This window comes from Alistipes timonensis JC136, assembly GCF_900107675.1.
Lineage (GTDB): Bacteria > Bacteroidota > Bacteroidia > Bacteroidales > Rikenellaceae > Alistipes > Alistipes timonensis.
In genome coordinates, this window is record NZ_FNRI01000005.1 from 142,933 (window position 1) to 166,160 (window position 23,228).

Sequence of the window (23,228 nt, forward strand, 5' to 3'; positions counted from 1 at the left end):
ATTTATAATCATGCCATTGAAAAAGTAGCTTTATAACCAGGTTCGCAATTGCAAGGAATGGCTGAATTCATTTCTGCACAAAAAAGCCCGCATCTATTATGCGGGCTATCAATAATAAAAGAAAAATCACTCAAATGATATAATTATCTCATTTTTGATTATTCACGAATAGTCCGGAGTGTTATAGCAATGAACATAAGTAATGATATAGCATACCAGCTAATCTCACGCATCCTTCAAGGCATGGTCGCCCGGCAAGGGCTCGCCGCTCCACGCCTTGAGGTTGGTCCACGGAACGGGAGCCCCGCACCAAAACGGGTCGGAAGCCGGAAGTCCCAGCGGCAGGAAAAACGTCAGGCAATGGTACAGGCTCCCCGTGTTGACGTAGCGTTCGGCCATACCGCCCTGCCGTCCGCCGACGAAGCCCACGCGCAGCCATCCCTCGCTGTCGAAATTGTCCGGGCATTCGAGCTGCCGCCGCAGAACGGCGGTCATGGCGCACCGCACCTGGGGAGGAGGAACCTCGTCCGGAAGCGAGTGCAGCAGGGCCGACTGCCCGAGCGCATGGAACACGCCGAAACGGCAGGCCGTGATCGAACGCCCCAGCACCGGATAACTCCCGTCGGGAGCCACCATGCGTTCCAGAATGGCCGCATAACGGGTATGGCGGCGGCGTTCGGTCGCCAGCGTACAGCTGTCGGCCAGCCCGTGCCGCTCCATGACCGTCAGCACGTCCAACAGCATCGGATGGATAACGTAGCTGTTGTAATAGTCCATGTGGAAGAACTTTCCGTCGCCGTACATCCCGTCCCCCTTGTAAAAGTCGTTCAGAAAACGGTCCGTACCGTAGCGCATGCGCGCCGTGTCGCACGACCCGGTGAGTTCGAGAAGCGCGGCTTCGACCATCGACGCGAAGAGCAGCCAGTTGGTCTCCCCGGGACGGATCGTGCGCGTCCGCTTCAGGGCGTCGGTCAGATTCGCCCGCGCCGCAGCATCGAGTTCGGTCCACAACTGCCTCTTCGCACGGAGCACGCCCTCGGCCAGGTAGGCCGCATCGACCAAAGGCTGGCGCCCGCGGTCGAAAGTCAGGTAACCGGCGTCCGAGGGATCGACGGCCCGGGAGAGCGCACGACGGGCCAGAAGACGGTATTCCGCCTGCCGGGGATCGGACTCCCCGTCCAGTTCGAGCCACGGTGCGATACCGCAAAGCGTGCGCCCGAGCGCCTCCAGACAGGCGAAATCCCGGCGTTTTCCGAGCGAGTCCGGCGACTCGTAGGGCATCGCCTCCTTCAAGGTTCCCGCCGCCGCATGGCGCAGGACGGGATCGGCGATACGGATCATCGAAGAGAGCCACGAGGCCCGGTCGGCGGCTCCGGAAGTTTCCCGGGAGGATGAACATCCGGCCGCGAAGAGGATGCAGATCAGCATCAGAAATCGAAATCGTTTCATGGAATCAGTCTTTCAGGTATTTCAGGAATTTCGAGCCATAACGTTTTTCGCACATCCCGACGATGCGGGACTGGATCAGGCAAAGCGTCAGGGCTATCGCATAAATGAGCAGGAACCGGAATCCCCACCAGACATCGGTCATCGAAGTCTTGATCAGCCGGGCGAAGGGAATGTGCCACAGATAGAGCCAGATGGTGTTCCGTCCGATGAACAGCGCCGGACGGCACGCGAGCAGAGGGCTCCAGTATTTCCGCAGGCCCCACAGCAGCAGGCTCACGGTCGTTCCCCACAGCAGGAAATAGGCCCGCGGGGGATATTTGTAGGGCTGCATCCGCAGCCACGTTCCCGTCGAATCCGCCATGACCGCCGCCGCACAAACCATCGCCGTCAGGAAGATCCCGCAAAACCACAGGCTCCGGCGCCGGTCGGCATACCGCATGCGGACGCCCGCCAGGAACGGAATGGAATACCCCACGGCGTAGAGCAGCCAGTCATCGACCAGAAATCCGAGATGCAGCGGTTTGAGCCACCCCGTCAGCAAAGCCTGCAAACCGAACAAGGCCGCCAGCAGAGCGATGAATCCCCGGTCGTCACGCACGGCCCGCACCAAACGCAGCAGCGGCGGAGTCAGCAGCATGACAATCAGAAAGACGCGGAAAATCCAGACATAATTGATGCTCGGCTTCAACCGCAGCAGATACGTGCCCACGACTTTGCGCGCGGCGAACCACTCCACGGCCCCGCATTCGGAGAGCAGCCACATGACCAGAAAATAAACGGTCAGAAAGAGGTAAAGCGGGATCAGCAGCCGCCCGAGCCGTTTGCGGACGAACGAGGCATAGCCGACGACCTGCCGTCCGGAGTAAGAGAGTCCCGAAACGAATATCATCAGCGGCACGTCGAACGAACGCAGCTGGAACAGAGCCGCGGGAGGCCCGATATGGGCCAGAAAAATCATCGAGATCCCTATGAACCGGAGCAAATCGACTGCCGGATCGCGCAGGGCGGCCGGATGCGGCTGCAACGGAGCGCCGCCGTTCATCGCATCATTCGTTCTCATCGTTCTTCGCTTTTTCGATCCGCATGCGGAATTTGGGATTCTCCGGCTCCTCGTGCGACGAGAAGACATACGACCACATGCGCTCCACGATCTCAGGATGCTCGGCGGCTATGTCGTGCATCTCGCGCGGATCGTCGGCCAGGTTGAACAGTTCCATCTGCCGGGGACCCGCATGGACCCGGCGGAGCAGCCCTTTCCAGTCACCCCAGCGCACCGCCACCCATCCGTTGCTTCCGGGAAACTCCCAATAGAGGTATTCGTGCTGCCGCTGCGTGTCCCCGCGGCCGTCGAGGAGCGGCCGGAACGAAATGCCGTCGGTCCGAGGCGTGCGGACGCCGGCCAGATCGCAGAGCGTAGGCATCACGTCGGGGAAATAACCGATCCGGTCGCTGACGCGCGGACGCAGCCTATCGCCCCAGACCACGATGAAGGGGATGCGGATGCCCCCTTCGCGGAGCGACGACTTACCCCACCCCTTGCCGCAGCGAAAAGGCCGTGCGCTGTCGAACCACTCGCTCGACGAACAGGAGTTCGACGCCGGACCGTTGTCGCTGGTAATGACGATAAGCGTATTGTCGCGGATACCCAGCCGGTCGAGCTCCGCCACCAGGCCCCCGATCTGACGGTCGAAATAGGTGATCATCGCCGCATAAGTCGCATGGGGCCAACGGGAGGGATAGTATCCCCGGCCCTCGATCGGACTCTCATCGCCGAATTTATCGACATAATAACGCACGTCGGCGTCGGGAGCCTGCATCGGGCTGTGCGGAAGCGGCGTGGTCCACATCAGGAAGAACGGACGATCCCGGTTCTCGCGCACGAACGACAACACCCGGTCGTACATCAGATCGGGGCTGTACTCCGTCTGCGTGTACTTGTCGTAACTGTGCGGATCGAGTGGATCGGCGCCCTCGTCGAGCGGGGTTCCCGGAGCCACGAGCCGGTTGCCGAGATAAAACCGCCGGTCGTTCTGCCAGAGGAACGGCGGGTAATAGGTGTGCGCCTGCCGCTGGCAGATACATCCGAAATAGGTGTCGAAACCCATCTTGCCGGGTGTGCTTTCGGTCGCAGGTCCCCCGACGCCCCACTTGCCGATCATGGCCGTGGCATAGCCGGCATCGCGCAACACCGTGCCCAGCGTCGGGGTTCCGGCCTTCATCGGAGCCTGGCCCTCGAGCGTCGAATCGCGCAGCATGGCTTCGTGGTTCCAGACGTCGCCGCGCCACTCCATCTCGTCGTTGGCGCGGATTTCGGCGTGGCCGCTGTGACGCCCCGTCAACAGCCCGCAACGGGCCGGGGAGGAGAGCGGCGCCGAGGTGTACATCTGTGTGAAACGGATGCCGCGCGCACTCAACGAATCAATGTTCGGAGTCTCGATCTTCTGCTGTCCGTAACAGCCGAAATCGCCGTAGCCGGCATCGTCCATCAGGATAAAGACGATGTTCGGGCGCGGAGGCGCATCATCTGCACATCCGCACAGACAGAACGGCGGCAGCATAAAAGACAACAACGCATTACAGGTCTTCATATCGCATGGTCAGTTTATTTCGATCCGCAGATCAGTTTTTACTTCCATAGTATTATCTTCGATCAACCATTGCAAATAAAGCACGAAAAGGCCGTAAAAACAAACAGACGAAAGCCAAAACATTTAAAAAGAAATTATAATGCAATCTTTTTATACTATAATGCAAATTTTTTTCGGGCTTCATCCCGAATTTATATCAATCGTTCGAACATCGAAACCAGGCGGCGACCGGGTAATGGTCCGAAATATAGGGGGCACCATAATCGCCTGTCAACGTTCGAAATTCGATGGCACGGCAACCCTTCCCGGCAAAAAAGATATGGTCGAGCCAGTTCGGAGCCGATTTGCGGCCATAGCCGTTCCATGAGGGTTTATCGTCTGTCAACGGAGCTTCGGCACGTGCATCCGCCATGCAGGCGTGCAGCGGAGCGAAGCAGGCATCCGTCGTGCGGGAATTGAAATCCGCCGTAAGAATAACGGGTGTTTCCTTGGTATTTATCCCGCCGATACGTGCGGCAATCAGTTTCAGAGACTCAGCACGCGCCGTTTTGCCGATGTGGTCGAGGTGCGTATTGAAAAAATAAAACCGCTGTCCCGAAGCCCTGCAACGGAACAATCCCCACGTACAGGTACGGTTGCAATAGGCGTCCCAGCCTTTCGAAACCGAATCAGGAACCTCCGATAGCCAGAAAGTACCCCGATCCAACAGTTCTACTTCGGACTCGCGCCAAAACACCGCCATCGTCTCCTCGGCGGGATACTCCCCCGTTTCGGAGGGGACCTTTCCCGAATCGCGGCCGACGCCGTACCATGCATAACCCGGACAGTTTGCCGCCAAAAATCTGAGCTGGTGGGGCTGCGCTTCCTGCAACCCCACTAACGTCGGCTGTTCACGGCGAATCATCTCGGCGGCAGCCTGTCTGCGGTTCTCCCAACGATCGTTGCCGTCCAGTTCGCTGTCGAGCCGGACATTGAATGAAACTACACCGATTTCAGTTTCCCGGTTACCGCCTTCGCACGCCGCAAGACTCAGGCAGAAACCTGCCAATACCAATTTCCAATTCATAGATACATTCGTTTTAAAGATTACGGGGAATCAGCCGGACCCGCAGCTCCCGGCGCTGCCCGGCGGGAATCTCCGTTTCGAAGCCCACATGCACGGTGCCCGGATTCGGAGCGTCCCAATCATTGGGTGGATCGTTGGACAGAACGCGCATCCGGACCCGGCAGCCCGGGGCGTCGGCCACGAGCGTCATTCGCTTACCGTTCTGCGTCAGTTCGATCCGGTTGCGGCCCGTCACGACGGCCTGGGCCGGCGTGCACATCGTCCATTCGACGCGGACCGGCATATCGCCCGTTTCAATACGGTCGCAGACAAACAGATAACGATCGCGCTCGACCGTAACGGTCCGCTGTGCGCAGCGGAGCCCTTCACCAAGAACTTCGGTCAGGTCGATCACGGCTCCGTGGCTCCCGTGTGACCCGATCGTGTCGACTATCGGTGCAAACCCGCGTATCTGATGATGACAGCCGTTGATAGTCAGCGTGTTGTGCGACGAATTTCCGATCCGGAACACCTCCCAGCGTTTGCTCTCCGGCTTCTTGCTCCACAGGTCGATGCCCCGGCTTTCGAGCGAATAATAGTTCTGCATGCCCAGATCCATCGCCCAGCGTTCGCCCAGCGCGTCGAACACGAACGAACCGGCATCCATATGCGCGTGCGAAGTCGCAGCCGAACCGCCCTTGACGCCCAAATAGAGATCGTCCGGAGAGTTCCAGCCCGACCGGTAAATGTAAACCGGGGTCTTGCCGCGGTTGAACCATGTGTGTCGTGCCGGTTCACGCACGGACGACCAGTCTACCCCGGCAGCGTAGAGCAGCAGCGTAGGCAGTAAGCGGTGGTCCGTGAAGTCCGTTTGGGGGCCTTCGCCGCCGGGCAGGTAGTTCCACAACAGCGAACAGTCTCCGGTCCGCCGGGCGAACCAGGGAAACATGACTTGCACGAAGGCCCGCGGCGGCGCATCGGAGAAGTTGAACGAATAGCCGCACGGACCGGTCATGAACTGCATGAACCGGGCCGATGCCAGAAACCCTTCACTCGCTGAAAGCCCTCCGTCATGCCCCAACGCGCTTTCGAGCGCCGCAATCAGCATGACCTCGAAGCCGGTGCCGTAGCCCCAGTAGTTGTACCCCTCGGGATACCCTCCGTCGGGTGCGTAAACGGTCATGGCCCGGGGATTGCTCTCCATACATTTCTCGACGATCTCCCGGCACTGCTCGGGAAACTCTTCGTAGATCGCCAGCGCCCCGTACACCAGTCCGGCATTGCAGACCTGGTTCCAGTTGTTCGTCCGCTTGTAACACTTGTCGCCGTATTTAGGAATGGCCGTCGGAGCGAATCCCTTCTCCACGATGGCCCGGCATATGCGGGCACGCATTTCGCCCGGAAGCCGGTCGTAGAGCCAGTCGTAGCCGATCGCCAGCCCAAGCACCATCTCGCCCACGTCGAGAAAATGGATGGGATTCCAGTCCTCGAAAGTGCACACCGCCTCCATCTCCCGCACGGCCCCCGCATAGTAGCGTTCATCGCCGCTCATGCGGTAAGCATAGGCGAGGTAGTAAATGCGCTTGAGCGCCAGTCTCGACACATCCAGCAGCCTGCGCCCCGTCTTGATCCGTTCGACGGGAGGTTCGGAAAGCGTCGCGTCGCAAAATGCGAACAACCGGGACTGAATCCAGGCCAGAGCCGGCACTTGCTCCGCGGCGGCTTTGACCGCCGCTTCGTCCACCGACGGCAACAACAGCCGCGGATGCGGCGCGATGGCGTCGTAATCGAAATGCTGCCCCCGGACAGCAACCGCCGTCCAAAGTAACAGGACCGACAATACAATCTTACTTTTCATGATCAACTTATTTTTGTAATCCGAAGAGTGCTTTTACAGGATAATGGTCGGAAATATAAGGTGCTCCGTAATCATCCGTCAGTACCCGGAACTGGCGCGCGACGCAACGTCCCGAAAGAAAGAACACGTGGTCGTATTTCTTCGACCCTGTGGCCTGCCCGTAATCGTTCCATGTCGCACGATTGTCAGAGAGCGTCGCTGCGGCCCGAGCGTCGGACAGATAGGCCAGCAGCGGCGCAAACGCGGCCTCGTCGGTTTCGGCATTGAAATCGCCCGTAAGGAACGCCGGCTGGCGTTTGTCGTTGATGCGTTTCATGTTGGCGATCAGGATGCCGATCTGTTCGCCGCGCGGAATAGTTTCAGTAGCCAGATGCGTGTTGAAAAAGTAAAACCTCGTCCCCGTCGCGCGGAGCCGGAACAGCCCCCAGGTGCAGGTGCGGCGATAGTCCGCCGAAGGCAGTTTCGACACCTCGCCGGGAGTCTCCGACAGCCAGAACGTCCCCTTGTCGAGCAGTTCGGCTTCGGATTCGCGCCAGAATATCGCCATCGTCTCTTCACGCGCGTAAGCATCGGTCTCGGGCGGCGGCGTTCCCGTATCGCGCCCCAGACCATACCACGCATAGTCGGTGCAGCTGCGCGCCAGCCAGGTGATCTGATGCGCCTGCGCCTCCTGAAGCCCCATCACGATCGGTTTTTCACGTTGCAGCATGTTGACGGCCGCCGCACGGCGTTCGCTCCACCGGTTCGCTCCGTCCTGCGCGCTGTTGTCCACGCGGATATTGAACGACACGACGCTCACGTCCGCATACTCCGGCTGCGGACTGCCGCCGCCGGAACCGCCCTGCGGCCCGTCGTCCGCCGGCCGCCCGTCGTCGGACGAGCAGCCGGAAGACAGAAAAAGGGCCAGAAGCGGAAAAATCAAAATCTTGAGTACCATACCGCCGAAAATCAGTAACGGAACACCGCATAGCTCGGCCAGTGGTCCGAGACGTAGGGAACATCGTCGAAATACTGCTGCGTCACCACGTAATAGGCGTCGATCTTGAGCGAGAAATTCGAGAACCAGATGTGGTCGATATACGAAGCGCTCGTCGTTCCGTAGTGGTTGTTCGTCGCTGTATTGAGATCGCCGACGGGTGCCTGCTCACGGGCCAGGAGGTAGGAATCGCGCACGGACGTGTCGTAGAAAATCGAGTTTTGCGCGTTCGCGTTGAAGTCCGCGGTCATAAACGTCGGGAGATTCTCCTTGTTGTAAAAGGCGATCCGTGCGAGGATGATCTCCAATTCTTTCTTGCGTACCGCATCGCTCTTGGTATCCAGGTGGGTGTTGAGCATGAAGACGTGTCGTTTGTTCTCGTTGAGTTCGAATTCGGCCCACGTGGCGCCCCGGACATAGCTGGCTCCCAGCGCAGGCGTTTCGAGCGGTTCGTCGGGCGTCTCGGAGAGCGAGAACACGCCCCAGCGGACGAGCGACACCTCCGACGGGCGGTAGAAGATGCCGACGACCTGGCCGTTCTTCACGGGAGGTTCGCTCCAGTCGGTGATCGGCTTGCCAACGCACTCGTACCCCTCGTCGGCCAGCGTCTCCTTCAGATAATCCCACTGTCCGCGCAGATAGGCTTCCTGCACTCCGCACAGCGTCGGACGCTTGTCCTTAAACACGGCGGCTACGGCTTTTTTCCGCACGTTCCAGTCCTTGAACGAACCGTCGTTGTCCGTCGAGTTGACCCTGACGTTGAAAGTCATCACCCGGAACTCCTGTTCGGGCAGACGGTCCTGTCCGGGGTCCAGACCTTCCAAATCGGGGAATTCCGGCTCCCCAGCGTCGGAGCACCCCGTCCATCCGGAAACGGCAGGGAGCAGGAAAATCAATATCCATATCAGTCTTTTCATAACAGCGATTTTCTATGTTTGATATTACTTGTAGTTTTCCGGATTCTCGTCCTGCCATTCGTTCACGCCGTCGCGCACGCGGTTGCGGAAAACCAGAACGTCCTCGATGTAGGTCGTCGTGCCGTCGCCGTTGGCGAACTTGTAGTTCAGAAACAGCCGGCGGTCCTGCAACCGCTTCGCACGGTTGAAATAACATCCGTCGCCGAAAGGTTCGATCACATACCGTCCGTCGGCCGAGGCAACGTCGAGCCCGCCGTCGTCGCGGAGCGTCAGCCGCAGCGAACCTTCCCAGTCGCCCAACCGCGAAGTGGTCAGCGCATCCGGCGCCACGGTGGTCAGCGTGTAGACGCGGCTGTCGTCGTGAGGAATCTCCAACGGATACTCGTTCTTTTCGACGACCTCACCCGTCGCGTCGTTCTTCACCGTCGTTACGCCGCCATGCCAGTAGTTGCCGAACAGCATGTTCTCGTAACGCACGGCGATCACGGCGAAACTCTTCTCCAGGGGCACGACGTCGGCATCGGCCTCCGCGATGCGGAACGCAAGGGCATAATAGGGCAGCGGCGAGGCGTGCGGGTCGGCGAGAAACCGCTCGTCAGCCTTCACGGTGACCGTCGCCGTATGGCGTCCGGAACGCACGACCATCCGTTCGGGATCGCTCAGTGAGAAATACTCCGCAGGCAGCGGCGTCAGGTCGGAGATTCCGCTCGCCTTCACGGCGTCGGTGACGTAGCTCTGGCTCACCGAACCGGAGGCCGAAGCACCGCTCATCACCCCGAAAGCCGTGAACGGTTCCAGCTCCTCGTCGTCCGAGCCGAGCAGCGAAGCGAGATTTCCGGTTACGAGAGCAGGTTCGACAGCATAACGCACGCTGCGGTCGCGCCCGTTGGCGGACGTGCCGCCCAGCACGACCCCGACATCGAAACGCATCCCCTCGCCGACGACGAAGGTCCGCAGATCGTACTGATACGGCATATAGATGCCCGTGTGTTCGAAATCCTTTACATAATCGTCGTAGCAACCCGTGCATGCGAGCGCAGCCGCAGCGACGATGAACTTTATCTTTTTCATAACATTCAAATTTCCTGTGATCATTAATTCCATGCCGTCCAGCCCTCGTTCTGAACCAGATTCGGCGAGCGGCGCATCTCCGTGGCCGGAATGGGAAGCCAGCGCGAGGCGAACACGCGGCTTTCGACCGGCTCGCGGCCGTATCGGCTATCGCCGACGACCGCCTTGCTCACCGTTCCGTTGAGCGCCGAAACATCCTCGGCCCAGCGGCGCAGATCGAAGAAGCGTTCGCCTTCGAAGCAGAGTTCGATCCGGCGCTCGTTGCGCACGAGCGTCTCGAATGCCTCCTTTCCCTGAGCCGCACAGGCGTCGAGGTAGGGATCGGCGGCGGCGCCCAGTCCCGGTTCCCCATCGCCGGTCGTGCGGCTGCGCAGGTAACCGACGGCCTGACGGGCCGAATAGCCGAAACGCGTGGCGTCGAGCGGTCCCGCAACCCGGTTGGCCGCTTCGGCGAACGCCAGGCACATATGCGTCCAGCGCATGAATGCAACCGAACGCGGCGCGGTCTGTACGGTGAGGTCCGATTTGTTCCACTCCGAATAGAGGAACTTGCGGGCGTAGTAATTCGTCGGCGAATTGTTCGGGCCGTTGGCCGCGTCCCGGCCTCCGGCCGACATGTCGAATGTATACTGGACCTTTCCGTTAGACTTGACGATCTGCGAATTGTGGTAGAAGACCGTAGCGTAGAATCGCGGATCGCGCCCCGCATAGGGATCGTTCTCGTCATAGCCGCCCGCCGGGTCGCCGATCGGATAGCCGTTGGCCATCGGGAACGCATCGACCAACTCCTGTGTAACGCCGACGGCGCCCGTGCCGTTGAAGCCGTTGGGATAGAACAGCGTCTCCATATTGGCGTTGGACGAGGGCGACGAGGAGCAGATGATCTCCGGGCTGTCGGGATCGCTCCAGGAGAAACGCGCCTTGGGATCGAACGCTCCGAGTTGCGCGCCGTCCACTTCGAGCTTGTATTTCATTACCTCAGCAGCATATTCCGCAGCCTTCTCCCAGCGCGACAGGTCGTTTTGGGGATTGAACGCCGGACTGGCCCACATCAGGCAGGTCATGGCCTTGAGGGCGACCATCGAGATGCCGTCGAAACGGTGCCAGTTCATCGAGCCGCTCACGGTCTGATCCTCGAAGAAGACGTCGCGGTGGGCCTGCGGCAGATATTCCAGCGCCTTGTCGCAGTCGGAGAGAATCTGCGCGACACAGCGGTCGTAGCTGTCGCGCACCAGATCGCCGCCTACGTAGGGCGAGGTAACGATCGGAAATCCGAGCAGCTCGCCGTCGGCGCTGCGGCCGCCGAACTTCCGAAGCAGGTCGTACTGAAACCAGGCCCTCAGGGCATAGGCCTCGCCCTGATAGAGTTTGCGCGCCGCCTCGTCGGTCTCGGGATTGACATAAAAACGGGTATTCAGCCCCAGATCGTTCTCAAGGAAGCGGTTGACGTAGTAGATGCCCTCGTAGTCGCGGCTCCACCACGAGGCGAAGGGATCGTCGCCCGGCGACAGCGAGCCGGTTGCCAAACGGCGCATGGCGTGCGACTGGTCGCGTGCGACGGCGTTGTCCGTGGCGCACTCCAGGTAGGCGTATTCGGTTCCGTTGTAGGAGTTGGGCAGCAGCGAGTAAGCCTTGATAATGAAGCCCCGGATCATCGACGGATAATTCTTCAGATTATCCTCGTTATATCCGCCGTTGGGCATCGGGTCGAGGAGGTCGGAACATCCCGCGAGAAGGAGCGCCGCGGCGGCTGCAAGCGTTGATAAAAGATTCTTCATGATTGTCATCGGTTAAAAGGTAAGGTTGATACCCCCGGTGAAGGTACGGAACAGAGGGTACGCAGAAACACCCGAATCGACCGATTCCGGATCGACGTCCTTGATCCGGGAGATCGTCAGCAGATTCGCGGCCCGCACGAACAGACGCAGTTTCTTGATTCCGCACTTGTTTCCCGCACGCAGCGGCGCATCGAATCCCAGTTCGACATTCTGAATCTTGAAGAACCCGCCGTCGCGCAGCCAGTAGGCCGACTTCTGGAAATTGTTGTTGACCTTGTTGTAGGTGATTCGGGGATAATCGCCGTTGAAATGCTCCTTGACGAATTTCGAGTAGTTGTCGTCACCCCAACCGTTCCAGAAATAGGCATTGGTGAAAGGAATCTGATAACCCGCACGTCCCGTGCCCACGACCGTCAGGTCGAACCACTTGTAGTCGAAGTGCAGATTGAGCCCATAGACGAACCGCGGGTCGGTGTGGCCGATGACGCGCTGATCGTTGGAATCGACGCGCCCGTCGCCGTTCAGATCGGCATATTTCAGGTCGCCCACGCTCGTTTTCTCATCGAAAACCTGCACGGGCGACTCAGCGATCTCCTCCTCGGAGGTGAATTTGCCCAGATAGACGTAGCCGCGATAGGCATCGAGCGCCGTTCCGGCCACGGCCTGATAGTCGTAGGTGAAGACCTCGTTGTAACGCAGGCATTTGGACTTCGACCAGGTGAAGTTGGCGCCGATCCGATAACCGAAGTCGCCCGCACGGTCGCCCCACGAAACGGACGCCTCGATGCCGTGACGCCGCGAAGCGTTGTGATTCTGATAGGTCGAGATGTTGCGCTGTCCCATGTAGAGGGGCAGAATCGAACTCATCTGCGTGATGATGCCGTCGGATTTCGAATAGAACCACGTCGCAGAGAAGTCCAGCCGGTCGCCCAGCGCTCGCAGATCCACTCCGGCGCTCGCCTCCTTACGCTTTTCCCAACCCAGATCGGGATTTCCCAACCGCGTCAGGTTGGTGCGGGGATAGGTCACGGTGGAGCTTTTGCCCAACCATCCGCCCTGCGACGTCGAAGGTCCGAACGTCATGTTGCTGCCCACCTGATAGTCGTCTTCGTAGAGGTACTGCGCGCCGAAGTTCTCGTATCCCAGCACGCCGCCTTGGGCGCGCAGCTTCAGCAGGTCGAGCCAGCCGGCATCGGCCAGGAAAGACTCCTTCGACAGGACCCAAGCCACACCGGCCGAGGGGAATGTTCCGTAGCGCTTCCCGGCGCGCAGCCGCGACGACCCGGCGTAGTTGATAACGCCTTCGACCAAATAGCGGCCGCCGTAGGAATAGGAGACCGTCCCGATCATATTCTGCTGACGGTCATAGCTCGACTGTCCGGTGCGCGCCACCGACGAAATGTAATAGGTTGCCGTGACTCCCAGCTTGTGTCCGTTGCGGGCGAAGTCGTAACTCAACCGTTCGTAGAGATTGAGGCTCTGATAGGTATACTTGTCCTTGAGCGACTTGTCGGAAACCTCCTCGCCGCGGTGGGTCGGCGACATAGCGCCGAGCGTATGGTCCGACGGATCGTAGACGTAGGCGACGTAATCGGGATTCTTGCCGATGCGCGTCATCGAATAGACGTTGAGATTGACGAACGTCGTCGACCGGAGTCCCTTGGCGAACGACGAGCAGTCGTAGTCGAGCGTGGCGTTGACCATTCCCGTACGGCCTTTGGTCGTGTAGGAGCCGTTCTCCGAAAGCGCCGCGACGGGGTTGTTCGGATAGCGGCTGCTCACGCCGTAAATCGTCCGCCCGCGTCCGATCGCCTCATCGTCGCCGCTCCCCGCCGTCGGGGGTTCGACGTGCAGCGGGAATGCAATGGAGGGGATCGTCTGCAAGTCGCTTAACACGGCCGTCAGTTCGTCGGTGTTCGTCGTGCCGCGTCCGTACATGGGCGAACGGCGGAAGGTCATGCCTCCGAAGAAGCTCACGTCGGCCCTCAGACGCCGCGTGATCGTGGCATCGACGCGCGTATGCACGTTCAGCCGGTTGAAGTCGGACGTGGGGCCGATCCGGTAGATGTCGCCCTCGCCCGTATATCCGATATGGGCGTTGTAGCGCACGGCCTTCGTCCCGCCGTCGATCAGCACGCCCGCCCGGGTATAGGGCTTGGTGTCCTTGAGCATCAGCGAACGGAAATCCACGTTGGGATACTGCATGTCGTCGGGATTCCCTTTGCGGTAGCCGTCGAGCGCCAGCGTGCCGTAGAGCGGAGCGAGGCCCTCCGAATAACGCGCATAGTTGTTCATCTTGGCATAGTCGACGCCCCCGACCCACTCGGGAAAGCGGTCGACGACGCTCACGCCGCGTTCGAAGCTCAGCCTCACGTCCGTGCCGCCGATCCGGCCCCGCCGGGTGCGGATGTAGAGCACACCGTCGGCGGCCGTCGGTCCGAACTGGGCCTTGTCGGCGATGTCGGTCAGCAGCGTCACGGATTCGATTTGTTCGGGATCGAGCTGCAACTGGGTGATGTAGACCGGAACGTCGTCGACGATATACTGAATGGCCTTGCCGCGGGCGTTGAGCAGCACGGACGCCTGGTCCGAGGCGACGGAAATGCCCGTTGTGCCGCTCTTTTCCACCACCTCCAGTCCGGGAATGAGTCCCGTCAGCTGGTTGCGGATGTCGGCGCTGGGGTATTTCCCGACTGCGCCGCGCCCGATCGAACGGGTGCTGCCCGTGCGTTCATCGACCGCAACTCGGCGGTTCATGGGAAGGTAGACGATGCTGTCCGTTGCGGCGCCGGAGGTCTGCGCAGCCGTGCTCCCGGGAACCGCGGCCGCCATACAGCCTGCCAGAACAGCGGTCAGCATCCTGATTCTGTATTTTTTCATAGTAAGTTCTGTTTAGGTTAGTCCCAGTAGTCGTTGTTCACGAAATTCTTCATCTTGGACGCTTCGTCGGCAGGCAGCGGGAAGTAGTACATACAGGGCTTCCAGGTCGGCTGACGGGCGTCCTCCAGTTCGAAACGGGTGTACTTTTTCTTACCGCCGACCAGTTCGATGTCCATGCCGTACAACTTCTGCGTCATGGATTGCTCGCAGGTCCTCCAACGGCGCGAATCGCGGAAATAGTGATGTCCCTCGTAGGCCAGTTCGACGTTGCGTTCGTTGTAGATGCGCGGGCGGAACGTATCCCGGTCGGCGGTGAAACGCTCCTGCACGTTCGGCATTCCGGCCCGTTCGCGCACCTTGTTCACCGCATCGAGCGCCGTCAGGGCGAGCCCTCCGGCCGTGCCCTGCGGTCCGGCGTACTCGTTGACCGCCTCGGCATAGTTCAGGTAGAGCTCGGCCACGCGGATGATCGGGTCGATCTGCAGATAGGAGGTGTTGTATTTCCCGTCCCAGTACTTGCGCAGGTAATAACCCGTGTTGGAATGTCCGGCCGTCGTCGAGGTATAGCGCGGCCAGCCGAACGAACGGTTGTTCTTCGAAACCTTCGAGGTCGGATAGGTGCCGTCCTGCTTGCGGTAGATGTTGATTACGTCGGAACCGGCGCTGCCCTCCACCTTCATGCCGTCGTGCACGACCGTCAGATCGAACCGGGGATCGCGGTTCGCATAGGGATTCTGGTCGTCGTAATGCCCGGCGGCGACGGCGGCCCGGCGGTCGTCCTCGGTTTCGAGCGGATCGCCCCATTTGGTCTCGAACTTGTCGACGTAATTCTGCGTGGGACAGGTTCCGGCTCCCTTGCTGTGGTTGTTCTGCGGCTGGGCCAGCAGGCAGGAGGTGCGGCCGTTCTTGCCGTTGCTCTTGCCCAGATGGGCCATCGCCCAGAGCTGCTCGTTGGTGCGGGGACCTACGGTGAAGTTATTCGACCAGTTCTTGATCGGCACCATCGAATAGCCCCACTCTCCGGCCAGCGTGATGGCTTCGGCGCAGACCTCGGCGGCGGCACGCCAGTCGCTCTCGCCGTAGCGGTTGTTGAGTTTGCTGGCGGCGAAGAGCAACGCGCGGCCCTGCATCGCCTTGGCCGTCACGCCGTTGGGATAGCGGGCTCCTTCGCTGGTGAGGTTTCCTTCGGTTCCCGGCAGACCGTCGCGGCGCAGCGTGCCCGCAGCCTTCATGTATTCGTAAGCCGTGCCGAAATCCTCGGCGCACCGGACGAAAGTCTCATAGGCCGAAAGCCGCGGGAGGTCCCACTCGTCGTCCGCCCCGAGCGTCTCGGTCATGTAGGGCATGCCACCGAAATAGCAGCAGAGCGTGAAATAGGCGAATCCGCGTATGAAATGAGCCTGTCCGAGCAGGTCGTCGTGCTGCTCCGGCGTGGCGTCGGCCATGCGGTCGACGTTGGCGATAGTCTTGTTGCAGATGCGGATGATCTCGAACATCACCTGGAACAGCGGACGGCCTTTGGGCGCGTCGTTGCAGAAGAACTGCTGGAAAGTCGTGTTGAACGACCCCTTCTTAACGCTCAGACCGCCTTTGCGGCCCGTATCCGCCGCATCGGTGAAGACATAGAACGAATAGCGGTTTTCATTCATGTCCATAATCATCGGCGCCGCCATGAAGATATTCCGGTAACGCACCGTGCTTCCGGCGGCGTGGCCGCTGAACTCGCGGTAGTAGACCGTCTGGAAATACTGCCACGTATTATTATAGGAGGTGAAGATGTCCTCTTCCTGAATTCCCAGATCGGGCGACATGTCGAGGTAGCTGCACGAGCTGCCGCACAGGCCGAGCACTACGAAAAGGGATATGATCAATTTTTTCATGTTTTCCGGTATTAGAATCCTACTTTGACACCCAGTTTTATGGTCGTCATGATGGGGTAAAATCCCGACGAAAAGCGTGTGGCCATCGGATTGCCTTCGATCAGTCCGGTGAAGGTCCACAGATTGTTGGCCGTCATGTATACCGACAGGCGGTCGATGCCGACACTGTTTTTGAGCTTCTTCCCGCCGAACGTATAGGCGGCATATACCTCCTTGACGGTCAGGAAATCGGCCTTGCGCCACGTATGTCCTTCGAGGGCGATGTCGGCGTCGCCGTTGGCGCTGATGCCCTCCTTGCCCCACTGGTAGGCGGCTTTCGAGGTGGTCAGTGCCGCGTGCGCCGCCCCGCGGTTGTCCGGGCGCCAGTAATCCATCTGTGCCTTGTGCACCCGGATGTCCCCGCCGTTGAACTCATACTCGAAACCGCGCTGGAAATCGACGTACTTGCCCGAATTGCCGTAGAACAACACGTTAAACGCGAATCCCTTGTAGTTCAGGCCGCCGCCGAACGAATAGATCACGGGCGAATACTTCGTGCCGTCGATCGGGTGCAGATCGTTGCTGTCGATCTTTCCGTCGGCATTATAGTCGAGGAACTTGTAACTTCCGGGAAAGACGTTCCCGTTCCACGAACTGTTGTAGGAGGGATAGTTGTGGATGTCGTCTACCGAAGTGTAGTACCCGCCGTCAACCAGCTCGGTGCCGCTGGTCTGCGATCCCCACGGCTTGCCGGCCATCTTCTGATAGTCGGGCAGATACGGCTGGTCGGCATAGTAGACGATCCGGTTCTCGTTGAGGCTCACCATGCCGTTGACGTTATAGGTCAGCCCGTAACGGGTCGTGCGCCGGAATCCAAGCTCGATCTCCAGACCGTGCTTCTTGAGTTCTCCCTTGTTGACGGGCTTGAACGTTCCCCCGACCAGCAGCGGGGTCTGCATGGAGGTCGATACGAGCATGTCTTTGCGCCGTTCGTCGAAGAGGTCGACCCCCAGCGTAATCATGTCGAGCCATCCCATCTCGATGCCCAGGTCGCGTTTGCGCGCCGTCTCCCACTTGGCGGTCTCGTTCGCCGCCGCGGATTCGAGAATCAGGGGCAATTTGTTCTGGCTCGTGGTCTGGTTCTCATAGATGCCGTAATAGAGCCAGCGCTGTCCCGACGCCTGGTCGCTGCCGACAAGGCCGTCGGAGTAGCGCAGCTTGAATTTGTTCCACCACGGCAGGGCCTCTTTCCAGAAACGCTCTTGAGAAAGGACATAGCCCACGGCCACCGACGGGAAAAATCCATAGCGGTTCTTGGGCGAGAACTGCTCGGAACCGGTGTAACCGATGTTGGCCTCCAGCAGATACTTGTGGCCGAAATCGTAGGTGACGCGCCCGACGAGTCCCTGCGTGCGGTAGGCCCAGTCGGTCTGCTGCAAGTTCTCGCGCTGGTTGAACAGCACGAGCGCCGAAACGTTGTGGCGGCCGAACCGGCGGCTGTAATTGACCGAACCCTCCCAGTAGAAAGTCGTGTAGTAGGTGTTCTGCAGTCCGCCCTGCATGACCTTGTAGGGCTTGATCGTCGAAACCTCGAGCGACGCACTCGTGTCGATCCACGGATTCTCGATGCCCGAATCGTAGTAATCCCAGTCGATGCGGTAGGTCGGAATCTTCTCGTCCTCGGTCTTCTGCGACACACGCGAAAAATAAGAGCTGAGCGATGCCTTGGCCTGGACGGACAGTCCTTCGGTGATGAATCCGAGGTCCTGTTTCAAAATAACGTCCGTAAAGAGCTTGTTGCGCGTCGTCTGCGTGAAGTTGGGATAATTCAGCTCCGTGTAGGGATTCTTGAAATAGGTTCCGTAGTCGTTGGAGTTGACCAGCCGCTTTCCCGAGGCGTCGGGATAGTCCGTGTCGGGAATCTCCTCCAGCGCCCAGGCCGGGAAATAGGCCGGATACTGCATCGGTGAAGCCGAATAGAACATATTGATCAGCGACGAGACGCTTCCGCCAGCCGCATTGCCGTCGGGCATCTGCTTGACACCGAGCGTCCCGCCCACCTTGACCGACAGCGACGTGGATTTCGTCAGCTTGAAATCGAGGTTCGAACGGTAGTTGATCCGGTCGTATTGGAACGTGGTGTTTTTATAGTCGCTTTGCTTCTTGATGATCGAACCCTCGTGGGTGTATCCCAGCGAAAGGAAATACTTGACCCGTTTCGATCCGCCCGAAACATTGAAGTTGGCGTTGACCGTCGAGGCGCATTTCTTCATCAGCAGGTCGAACCAGTTCGTGTCGGGATAGCGCAGCGAATTAATCCGCGACGAGGGGCTGCGGTACTCCTCCAGCTCGCGCTGCGAGTAGAGATTGCCGAACTGACCCATGTTCATCATAGCCGAATTGTACATCAGCCCGGTCGTGTACGAACTGATGTGCTCAGGAATGTCGGTCGGAATGTCGAGTCCGTACTCCACCGAAAGATTCATCTTCGGACGGCCCGTCTCGCCCACCTTGGTCGTCACGATGATCACGCCGTTGGCGCCCTTGGCACCGAAGACGGCCGTCGCCGAAGCGTCCTTCAGCACCGAGATCGTCTCGACCTCGTTCGGGTCCAGATCGGCGAAATCACGCTCCACGCCGTCCACGAGGACCAAAGGCGCCGAACCGTTCCAGCTCGAAACGCCGCGGATCAGCAGCGTGGCATTGTTCTCGCCCGGCTGGCCGCTCGACTGGATGCTCGTCACGCCCGAAAGTTTACCCGTCAGAGCGTTGGTGATATTCGTCGTACCCGAATTGACCAGCGACTTGTTATCGACCTGCGAGATGGCGCCCACCACGCTCTCCTTGCGCTGAACGCCGTAGCCCACAACCACGACGTCGTCGATCTTCGTCGCGGAATCGGTGAGTGTTACACTCAGAGGCCCGGAATGGCTGCTTACGGTAATCTCCTCCGTGTTGTAGCCCAGAAAAGAAATGATAAGAATGGAATTGTCAGGGACCGAGAGTTGGAAATGTCCCTTGGTGTCGGAGAGAACGCCTCCCAGATCGGGACGGTTCTTCACGAAAACGGCAGCGCCCGGAACCGGGCGTCCGTCACGGTCGGTTACATGGCCCGATACCGTCCGTTTATGGCTCGTTTTTTGTTGGGGGGGGGTGTTTGCGCCTGCGACGCGCTCTGCGCCCCGAACGGGTCTGCGACCAGACCCGCGAGCAGCGCCGCCGCCCAGAGGAATCGGCCTCCGGTCCTCATGCGTCGCTCACGATGCGATACTTTCATTTTCTTGGTTTTCATAGGTTAGAATTTGTGTGCCGGTATGCTGTCGCACATACCCAAGTCCCCGAACGGGACGTAACCGAGGTGTGTCATTCATCGAATTTACCCATAAGCATGTCATTTTTTTGATAGTTACACTATTTAAGTTCACGGTAGCGAAGCAGCGCTTCGACGAAATAGTAGTCCGCATAGATGATCGGCACGTCCACCTGGCTTCCCTTGGGCTTGTGGCCGACGCTGTGCGAGAGCAGGAACCCGTGTGCAGAGCCCGCAGCGTTCAGATAGCGGTCCGAAGCAAGACTCTTCAAAATACGCCGGGCCGCTTTCACATAACGCCGCGACTGTTCGTGAGGAACGTACTCCGCGAGTTCGAGCAGCCCCGAGGCGATGATGGCGCCTGCCGAGGCGTCGCGCTCTTCGCCCGGACGGTCGAAATCCCAGTACGGAACCCCGTCTTTGGGAAGATTCGGGTGGTTGAGAATATACTCCGCGCTCTTCACCGCACGGTCCAGATAGTGGGCGTCGCCCGTCTCGCGGTAGCACATCGTAAAGCCGTAGAGGCCCCAGCTCTGTCCGCGGGCCCATGCCGAGGACGAAGAATAGCCCTGACCGCCGCGGTGCTCGCGCACACGGCCCGTGGCGGAGTCATAAACGACGATGTGATAGGCGCTCCCGTCCTTGCGGAAATGGTTGCGAAGCGTCGTGTTGGCATGGGCGACGGCGACATCGCGGAACCGCGGATCGCCCGTCAACCGGCTCGCCTCGAAAAGCATTTCCAGATTCATCATGTTGTCGATGATCACCAAATAAGGGTCCGGCAGGCGGTTTTTGTTGTCCCACGAACGGATCAGCCCCACTTTGGGATCGAAACGCTTCAACAGCGTCTCCGACGTTTCCACCAACAACCGCTCATAAGCCTTGTCGCCGGTAAGCCTCGACCCGAGCCCCACCGGACAGCCGACCATGAAGCCCAGGTCGTGCGTACGTTCGTAAGACGAAAGCCCGGCAAGGGCCGCCGTGCGGCGACGGGCGCGCCAAAGCCACGAGGGGTCCTGCGTTTCGCCGTAAAGGAGCCACAGGGTGCCCGGAAAAAAGCCGCTCACCCAGCTGCGGATGCTTTTCAGCTCAAGAGCGCCCGCACGGTCCAGACTCGTCGGATAGAGCGTCGTATCCGTAAGTTCGGAATCCAGTTGCGCCGCCTGGACGCAGGCGCGGTCCAGCGACCGGCGGACAAAACGCTGTGCGAACGAATCCGAAACGACAAGAGTCGCCGATAAACAACAAAAGAGAACAAAAAGAGGTTTCTTCATACCATACCTATTAGTCAATTAGAAAATCAGTTTATCCCAAAACAGACGACCGATCAGTGGCAGCCGTGATTTGTTTTTAGGATTAGTTTTGGTTAACCAATGCAAATAAAGGATAAAAAGATCATAAAAACAAATAAATGCAAATAAAAAATATCTTAAAAGAAATTATATCACAATCTTTTCATGTAATAATTAAATCTCTTTGCTGTTTTCAAAGCAATACGGAGATACTCTTGAAACTGATGTGTGTAGAGAGACGTTTTATGCAGGCCTTAACATGCCGTTCACATTTGTTTAACATCCAGTATTATACCAAAATTCCGCTTCATTTTTATCCGTTTTATATAATGGAATGCCCGGAAATACAAATAAGTTGAAAATTCCACGTATGTCTTTGTGCTGTTTCCGAGGCTACCTACTCCCCGTTTAGCACGTTATGCACCGCATCTGCGGGTTTTGGAGGTCTGCGGCAGGTTTCGCAGCTGTGCTTTTCGGCGCGTTTTCGGCGTTCAAATTTCTCGCGGGCATCTATTCGGCGCGGGCGGTTTTTGAGGGTTCTGCCTCTCGTTATGGCTCTTGCGGCGGTGTCGGGACATCGTGCGTCTCGTTCTTTCCCCCGTGGTTGTCTTCGTGCGGTTTCTCCTGCGGCTGTTTTACTAATATTCAACACCTTACAACTATGGGAAAAGTCACATTGTTATTCGCAGGAAAGAGTTACGACACCAACGTACAGAGCGTGCGGGAGAATCAAATCGTCATTTTCGACGGCCCTTACAGCAAGTATTGCCGCATGGTCGTGGCCGGAATCGAACACACACAATCCGGTTATAATTACCGATTGATCGACCCCGAAACCGCAGAGGAGCACTCCGCAGATCTGATCCGCCCCTTGCGGGACAAATTCGGTATCGGGCACTATTACGACGACGAGCACCCCGAATTTATGGATGCCGCCGAGGTTGCGGCGCTCCGCACCCGTGCCAACGCCCTCAAAGCCGAGCAGGAAGCCGTCCGACGTGCGGCGGCGGAAGACGCGGAACGGTTACGCACCATCGGCGCGGAGCGTCTGCGGCAGATCGTTCCCGACGATGCCGTGGCCGTCATCATCGGCGAACAGCATGAAAGCGAATGCGACCCCTATACGGACTATTTCGGCTCGCGTATCGTGCGCACAGTGATCCTCGGATTCTCGACCCACACGCGCGATCTGTTCCCCGAAATGCGCAAGGCCGCGGCACGGTTCGAGGGCACGGCACACCTAGCCGAGCGTAATGCCGAGTACGAACACCGTGAAAAGTACAGCATGGGGCACGGCTATTACCTCGGCACGCACCGTTATTCGGGCTGGCAGGTCAGCAAGGAATCGTGCCGCGACAAAGAGGGCGTTATCAAGCGTTTCGCCGTCGTGGCCGGAAATCCCGAGAACGTATGCATCGAGAACCCTGCACCCGCACCGCAGACCGCCGCCCCCGAAACCGTGGCCGACGCACGTGTCGAGATCGTGGAATACTCCGCGAAGTCGATCGCCGTATTCGGCGATACGAAACCCCTGCGCGGCACACTCCGCGATCTGAACAGGCTGTTCCGCGCCTACCTTACGCACGACGGCACCCGGTGCGCCGGGTGGATTTTCTCCAAACGCCGAGAACAAGAGGTGCGCAGCGCATTGGCCGCCTATCTCAAATAACATTCAACCCGGGGCGGGCATCCGCCCGCCCCACAACACCCGAGAGCATGAACGAACAGATAACAGCTATCGCCGCGCTCCTGCTGGAGATCAACGGCAAAGAAAAATACACCGCCTTTTTCGATTTCAGCGGCCATGTACACACTTTCAGCATCCGGATTTATTCCGGCAAGTGGTCGCAGGGGAAAGCCCCTCTTTTCAACCTCTCGTTACAGAACAAGGACGGACAACAATGGCGGAATTGGGACAACGCGCATGCCATGTCCGGCGATTCAATTCTCTCATTCTTAACGACTTTATTATGAAATCATACGAAGAAATCGTACAGCGCACGGCGGATTTCGACTACATGATGCGCACGCAGTTGCCGGAAAAGTACATGCCGGAGGTGTTCGGCGTCATGGCCGGGGAAGACCCCGATCTGCGGCAACTCCTTCACAACGCATCGCGTAACGGCATAGGCATTACCTACCTGCTGTTCAAAATACCGTACGACCGCCACAAGCAACTGATCAAATACCTTTCAAAATAATCTT

Annotated in this window: 16 protein-coding genes and 1 pseudogene; 3 read left to right on the plus strand and 14 right to left on the minus strand. The window is 58.9% G+C overall.

The genetic code is table 11. The features are described 5' to 3' along the window. Positions 1-225 precede the first annotated feature (225 nt). From BLU78_RS08185 to BLU78_RS08250, 14 genes and pseudogenes are all read right to left on the minus strand, one after another. Complete coding sequence (locus BLU78_RS08185) at positions 226-1,449, minus strand: DUF2264 domain-containing protein (protein ID WP_026020631.1); 1,224 nt, start codon at positions 1,447-1,449, stop codon at positions 226-228. A 4-nt stretch (positions 1,450-1,453) separates the two neighbouring features. Next, positions 1,454-2,509, minus strand: a complete 1,056-nt coding sequence (locus tag BLU78_RS08190; protein WP_010260382.1) for an acyltransferase family protein — start codon at positions 2,507-2,509, stop codon at positions 1,454-1,456. Next, entirely contained in the window at positions 2,496-4,037 is a 1,542-nt protein-coding gene (locus BLU78_RS08195; RefSeq protein ID WP_052306682.1) for an arylsulfatase, read from the minus strand. Before BLU78_RS08195 ends, BLU78_RS08190 begins: the two co-directional genes overlap by 14 nt. Before the next feature lie 196 nt (positions 4,038-4,233). Beyond that, positions 4,234-5,103, minus strand: coding sequence for an endonuclease/exonuclease/phosphatase family protein (locus BLU78_RS08200; protein ID WP_010260386.1), 870 nt, complete (start codon positions 5,101-5,103; stop codon positions 4,234-4,236). Positions 5,104-5,116: 13 nt separating this feature from the next. Next, a complete protein-coding gene (locus tag BLU78_RS08205; protein ID WP_010260391.1) occupies positions 5,117-6,940 on the minus strand; it encodes a heparinase II/III domain-containing protein in 1,824 nt (607 codons plus the stop codon). 7 nt (positions 6,941-6,947) lie between these two features. Next, entirely contained in the window at positions 6,948-7,862 is a 915-nt protein-coding gene (locus tag BLU78_RS08210) for an endonuclease/exonuclease/phosphatase family protein (protein WP_244886504.1), read from the minus strand. Between the two features lie 26 nt (positions 7,863-7,888). Continuing rightward, on the minus strand, positions 7,889-8,833 hold the full coding sequence (locus tag BLU78_RS08215; protein WP_010260398.1) for an endonuclease/exonuclease/phosphatase family protein: 945 nt from the start codon (positions 8,831-8,833) through the stop codon (positions 7,889-7,891). 24 nt (positions 8,834-8,857) lie between these two features. Next, positions 8,858-9,904 carry a DUF1735 domain-containing protein gene (locus BLU78_RS08220; protein WP_010260401.1) on the minus strand — a complete coding sequence of 349 codons (1,047 nt, stop codon included), beginning with the start codon at positions 9,902-9,904 and terminating at the stop codon, positions 8,858-8,860. Between the two features lie 23 nt (positions 9,905-9,927). Further along, the gene (locus BLU78_RS08225) at positions 9,928-11,682 is read right to left on the minus strand and encodes a RagB/SusD family nutrient uptake outer membrane protein (protein WP_010260405.1); all 1,755 of its coding nucleotides are present in this window, start codon (positions 11,680-11,682) and stop codon (positions 9,928-9,930) included. A gap of 12 nt (positions 11,683-11,694) precedes the next feature. Further along, a complete protein-coding gene (locus BLU78_RS08230) occupies positions 11,695-14,562 on the minus strand; it encodes a SusC/RagA family TonB-linked outer membrane protein (protein WP_143029374.1) in 2,868 nt (955 codons plus the stop codon). Positions 14,563-14,579: 17 nt separating this feature from the next. Continuing rightward, positions 14,580-16,442, minus strand: coding sequence for a RagB/SusD family nutrient uptake outer membrane protein (locus BLU78_RS08235; RefSeq protein WP_010260410.1), 1,863 nt, complete (start codon positions 16,440-16,442; stop codon positions 14,580-14,582). Between the two features lie 11 nt (positions 16,443-16,453). Next, positions 16,454-19,486, minus strand: a pseudogene (locus tag BLU78_RS08240) (SusC/RagA family TonB-linked outer membrane protein); the annotation flags it as partial. Positions 19,487-19,524: 38 nt separating this feature from the next. Beyond that, positions 19,525-19,698, minus strand: a complete 174-nt coding sequence (locus BLU78_RS14195) for a hypothetical protein (protein ID WP_244886505.1) — start codon at positions 19,696-19,698, stop codon at positions 19,525-19,527. Positions 19,699-19,832: 134 nt separating this feature from the next. Beyond that, entirely contained in the window at positions 19,833-21,005 is a 1,173-nt protein-coding gene (locus tag BLU78_RS08250; RefSeq protein WP_010260423.1) for a glycoside hydrolase family 88 protein, read from the minus strand. A gap of 679 nt (positions 21,006-21,684) precedes the next feature. Here BLU78_RS08250 and BLU78_RS08260 point away from each other — a divergent pair. Genes BLU78_RS08260 through BLU78_RS08270 form a run of 3 tightly spaced genes read left to right on the plus strand, consistent with a single transcriptional unit; the run spans position 21,685 to position 23,224 of the window. Beyond that, a complete protein-coding gene (locus BLU78_RS08260) occupies positions 21,685-22,692 on the plus strand; it encodes a hypothetical protein (RefSeq protein ID WP_026020633.1) in 1,008 nt (335 codons plus the stop codon). A gap of 47 nt (positions 22,693-22,739) precedes the next feature. Then, the gene (locus BLU78_RS08265; RefSeq protein ID WP_010260428.1) at positions 22,740-22,997 is read left to right on the plus strand and encodes a hypothetical protein; all 258 of its coding nucleotides are present in this window, start codon (positions 22,740-22,742) and stop codon (positions 22,995-22,997) included. Then, the gene (locus BLU78_RS08270; protein WP_010260432.1) at positions 22,994-23,224 is read left to right on the plus strand and encodes a hypothetical protein; all 231 of its coding nucleotides are present in this window, start codon (positions 22,994-22,996) and stop codon (positions 23,222-23,224) included. Before BLU78_RS08265 ends, BLU78_RS08270 begins: the two co-directional genes overlap by 4 nt. Positions 23,225-23,228 lie beyond the last annotated feature (4 nt).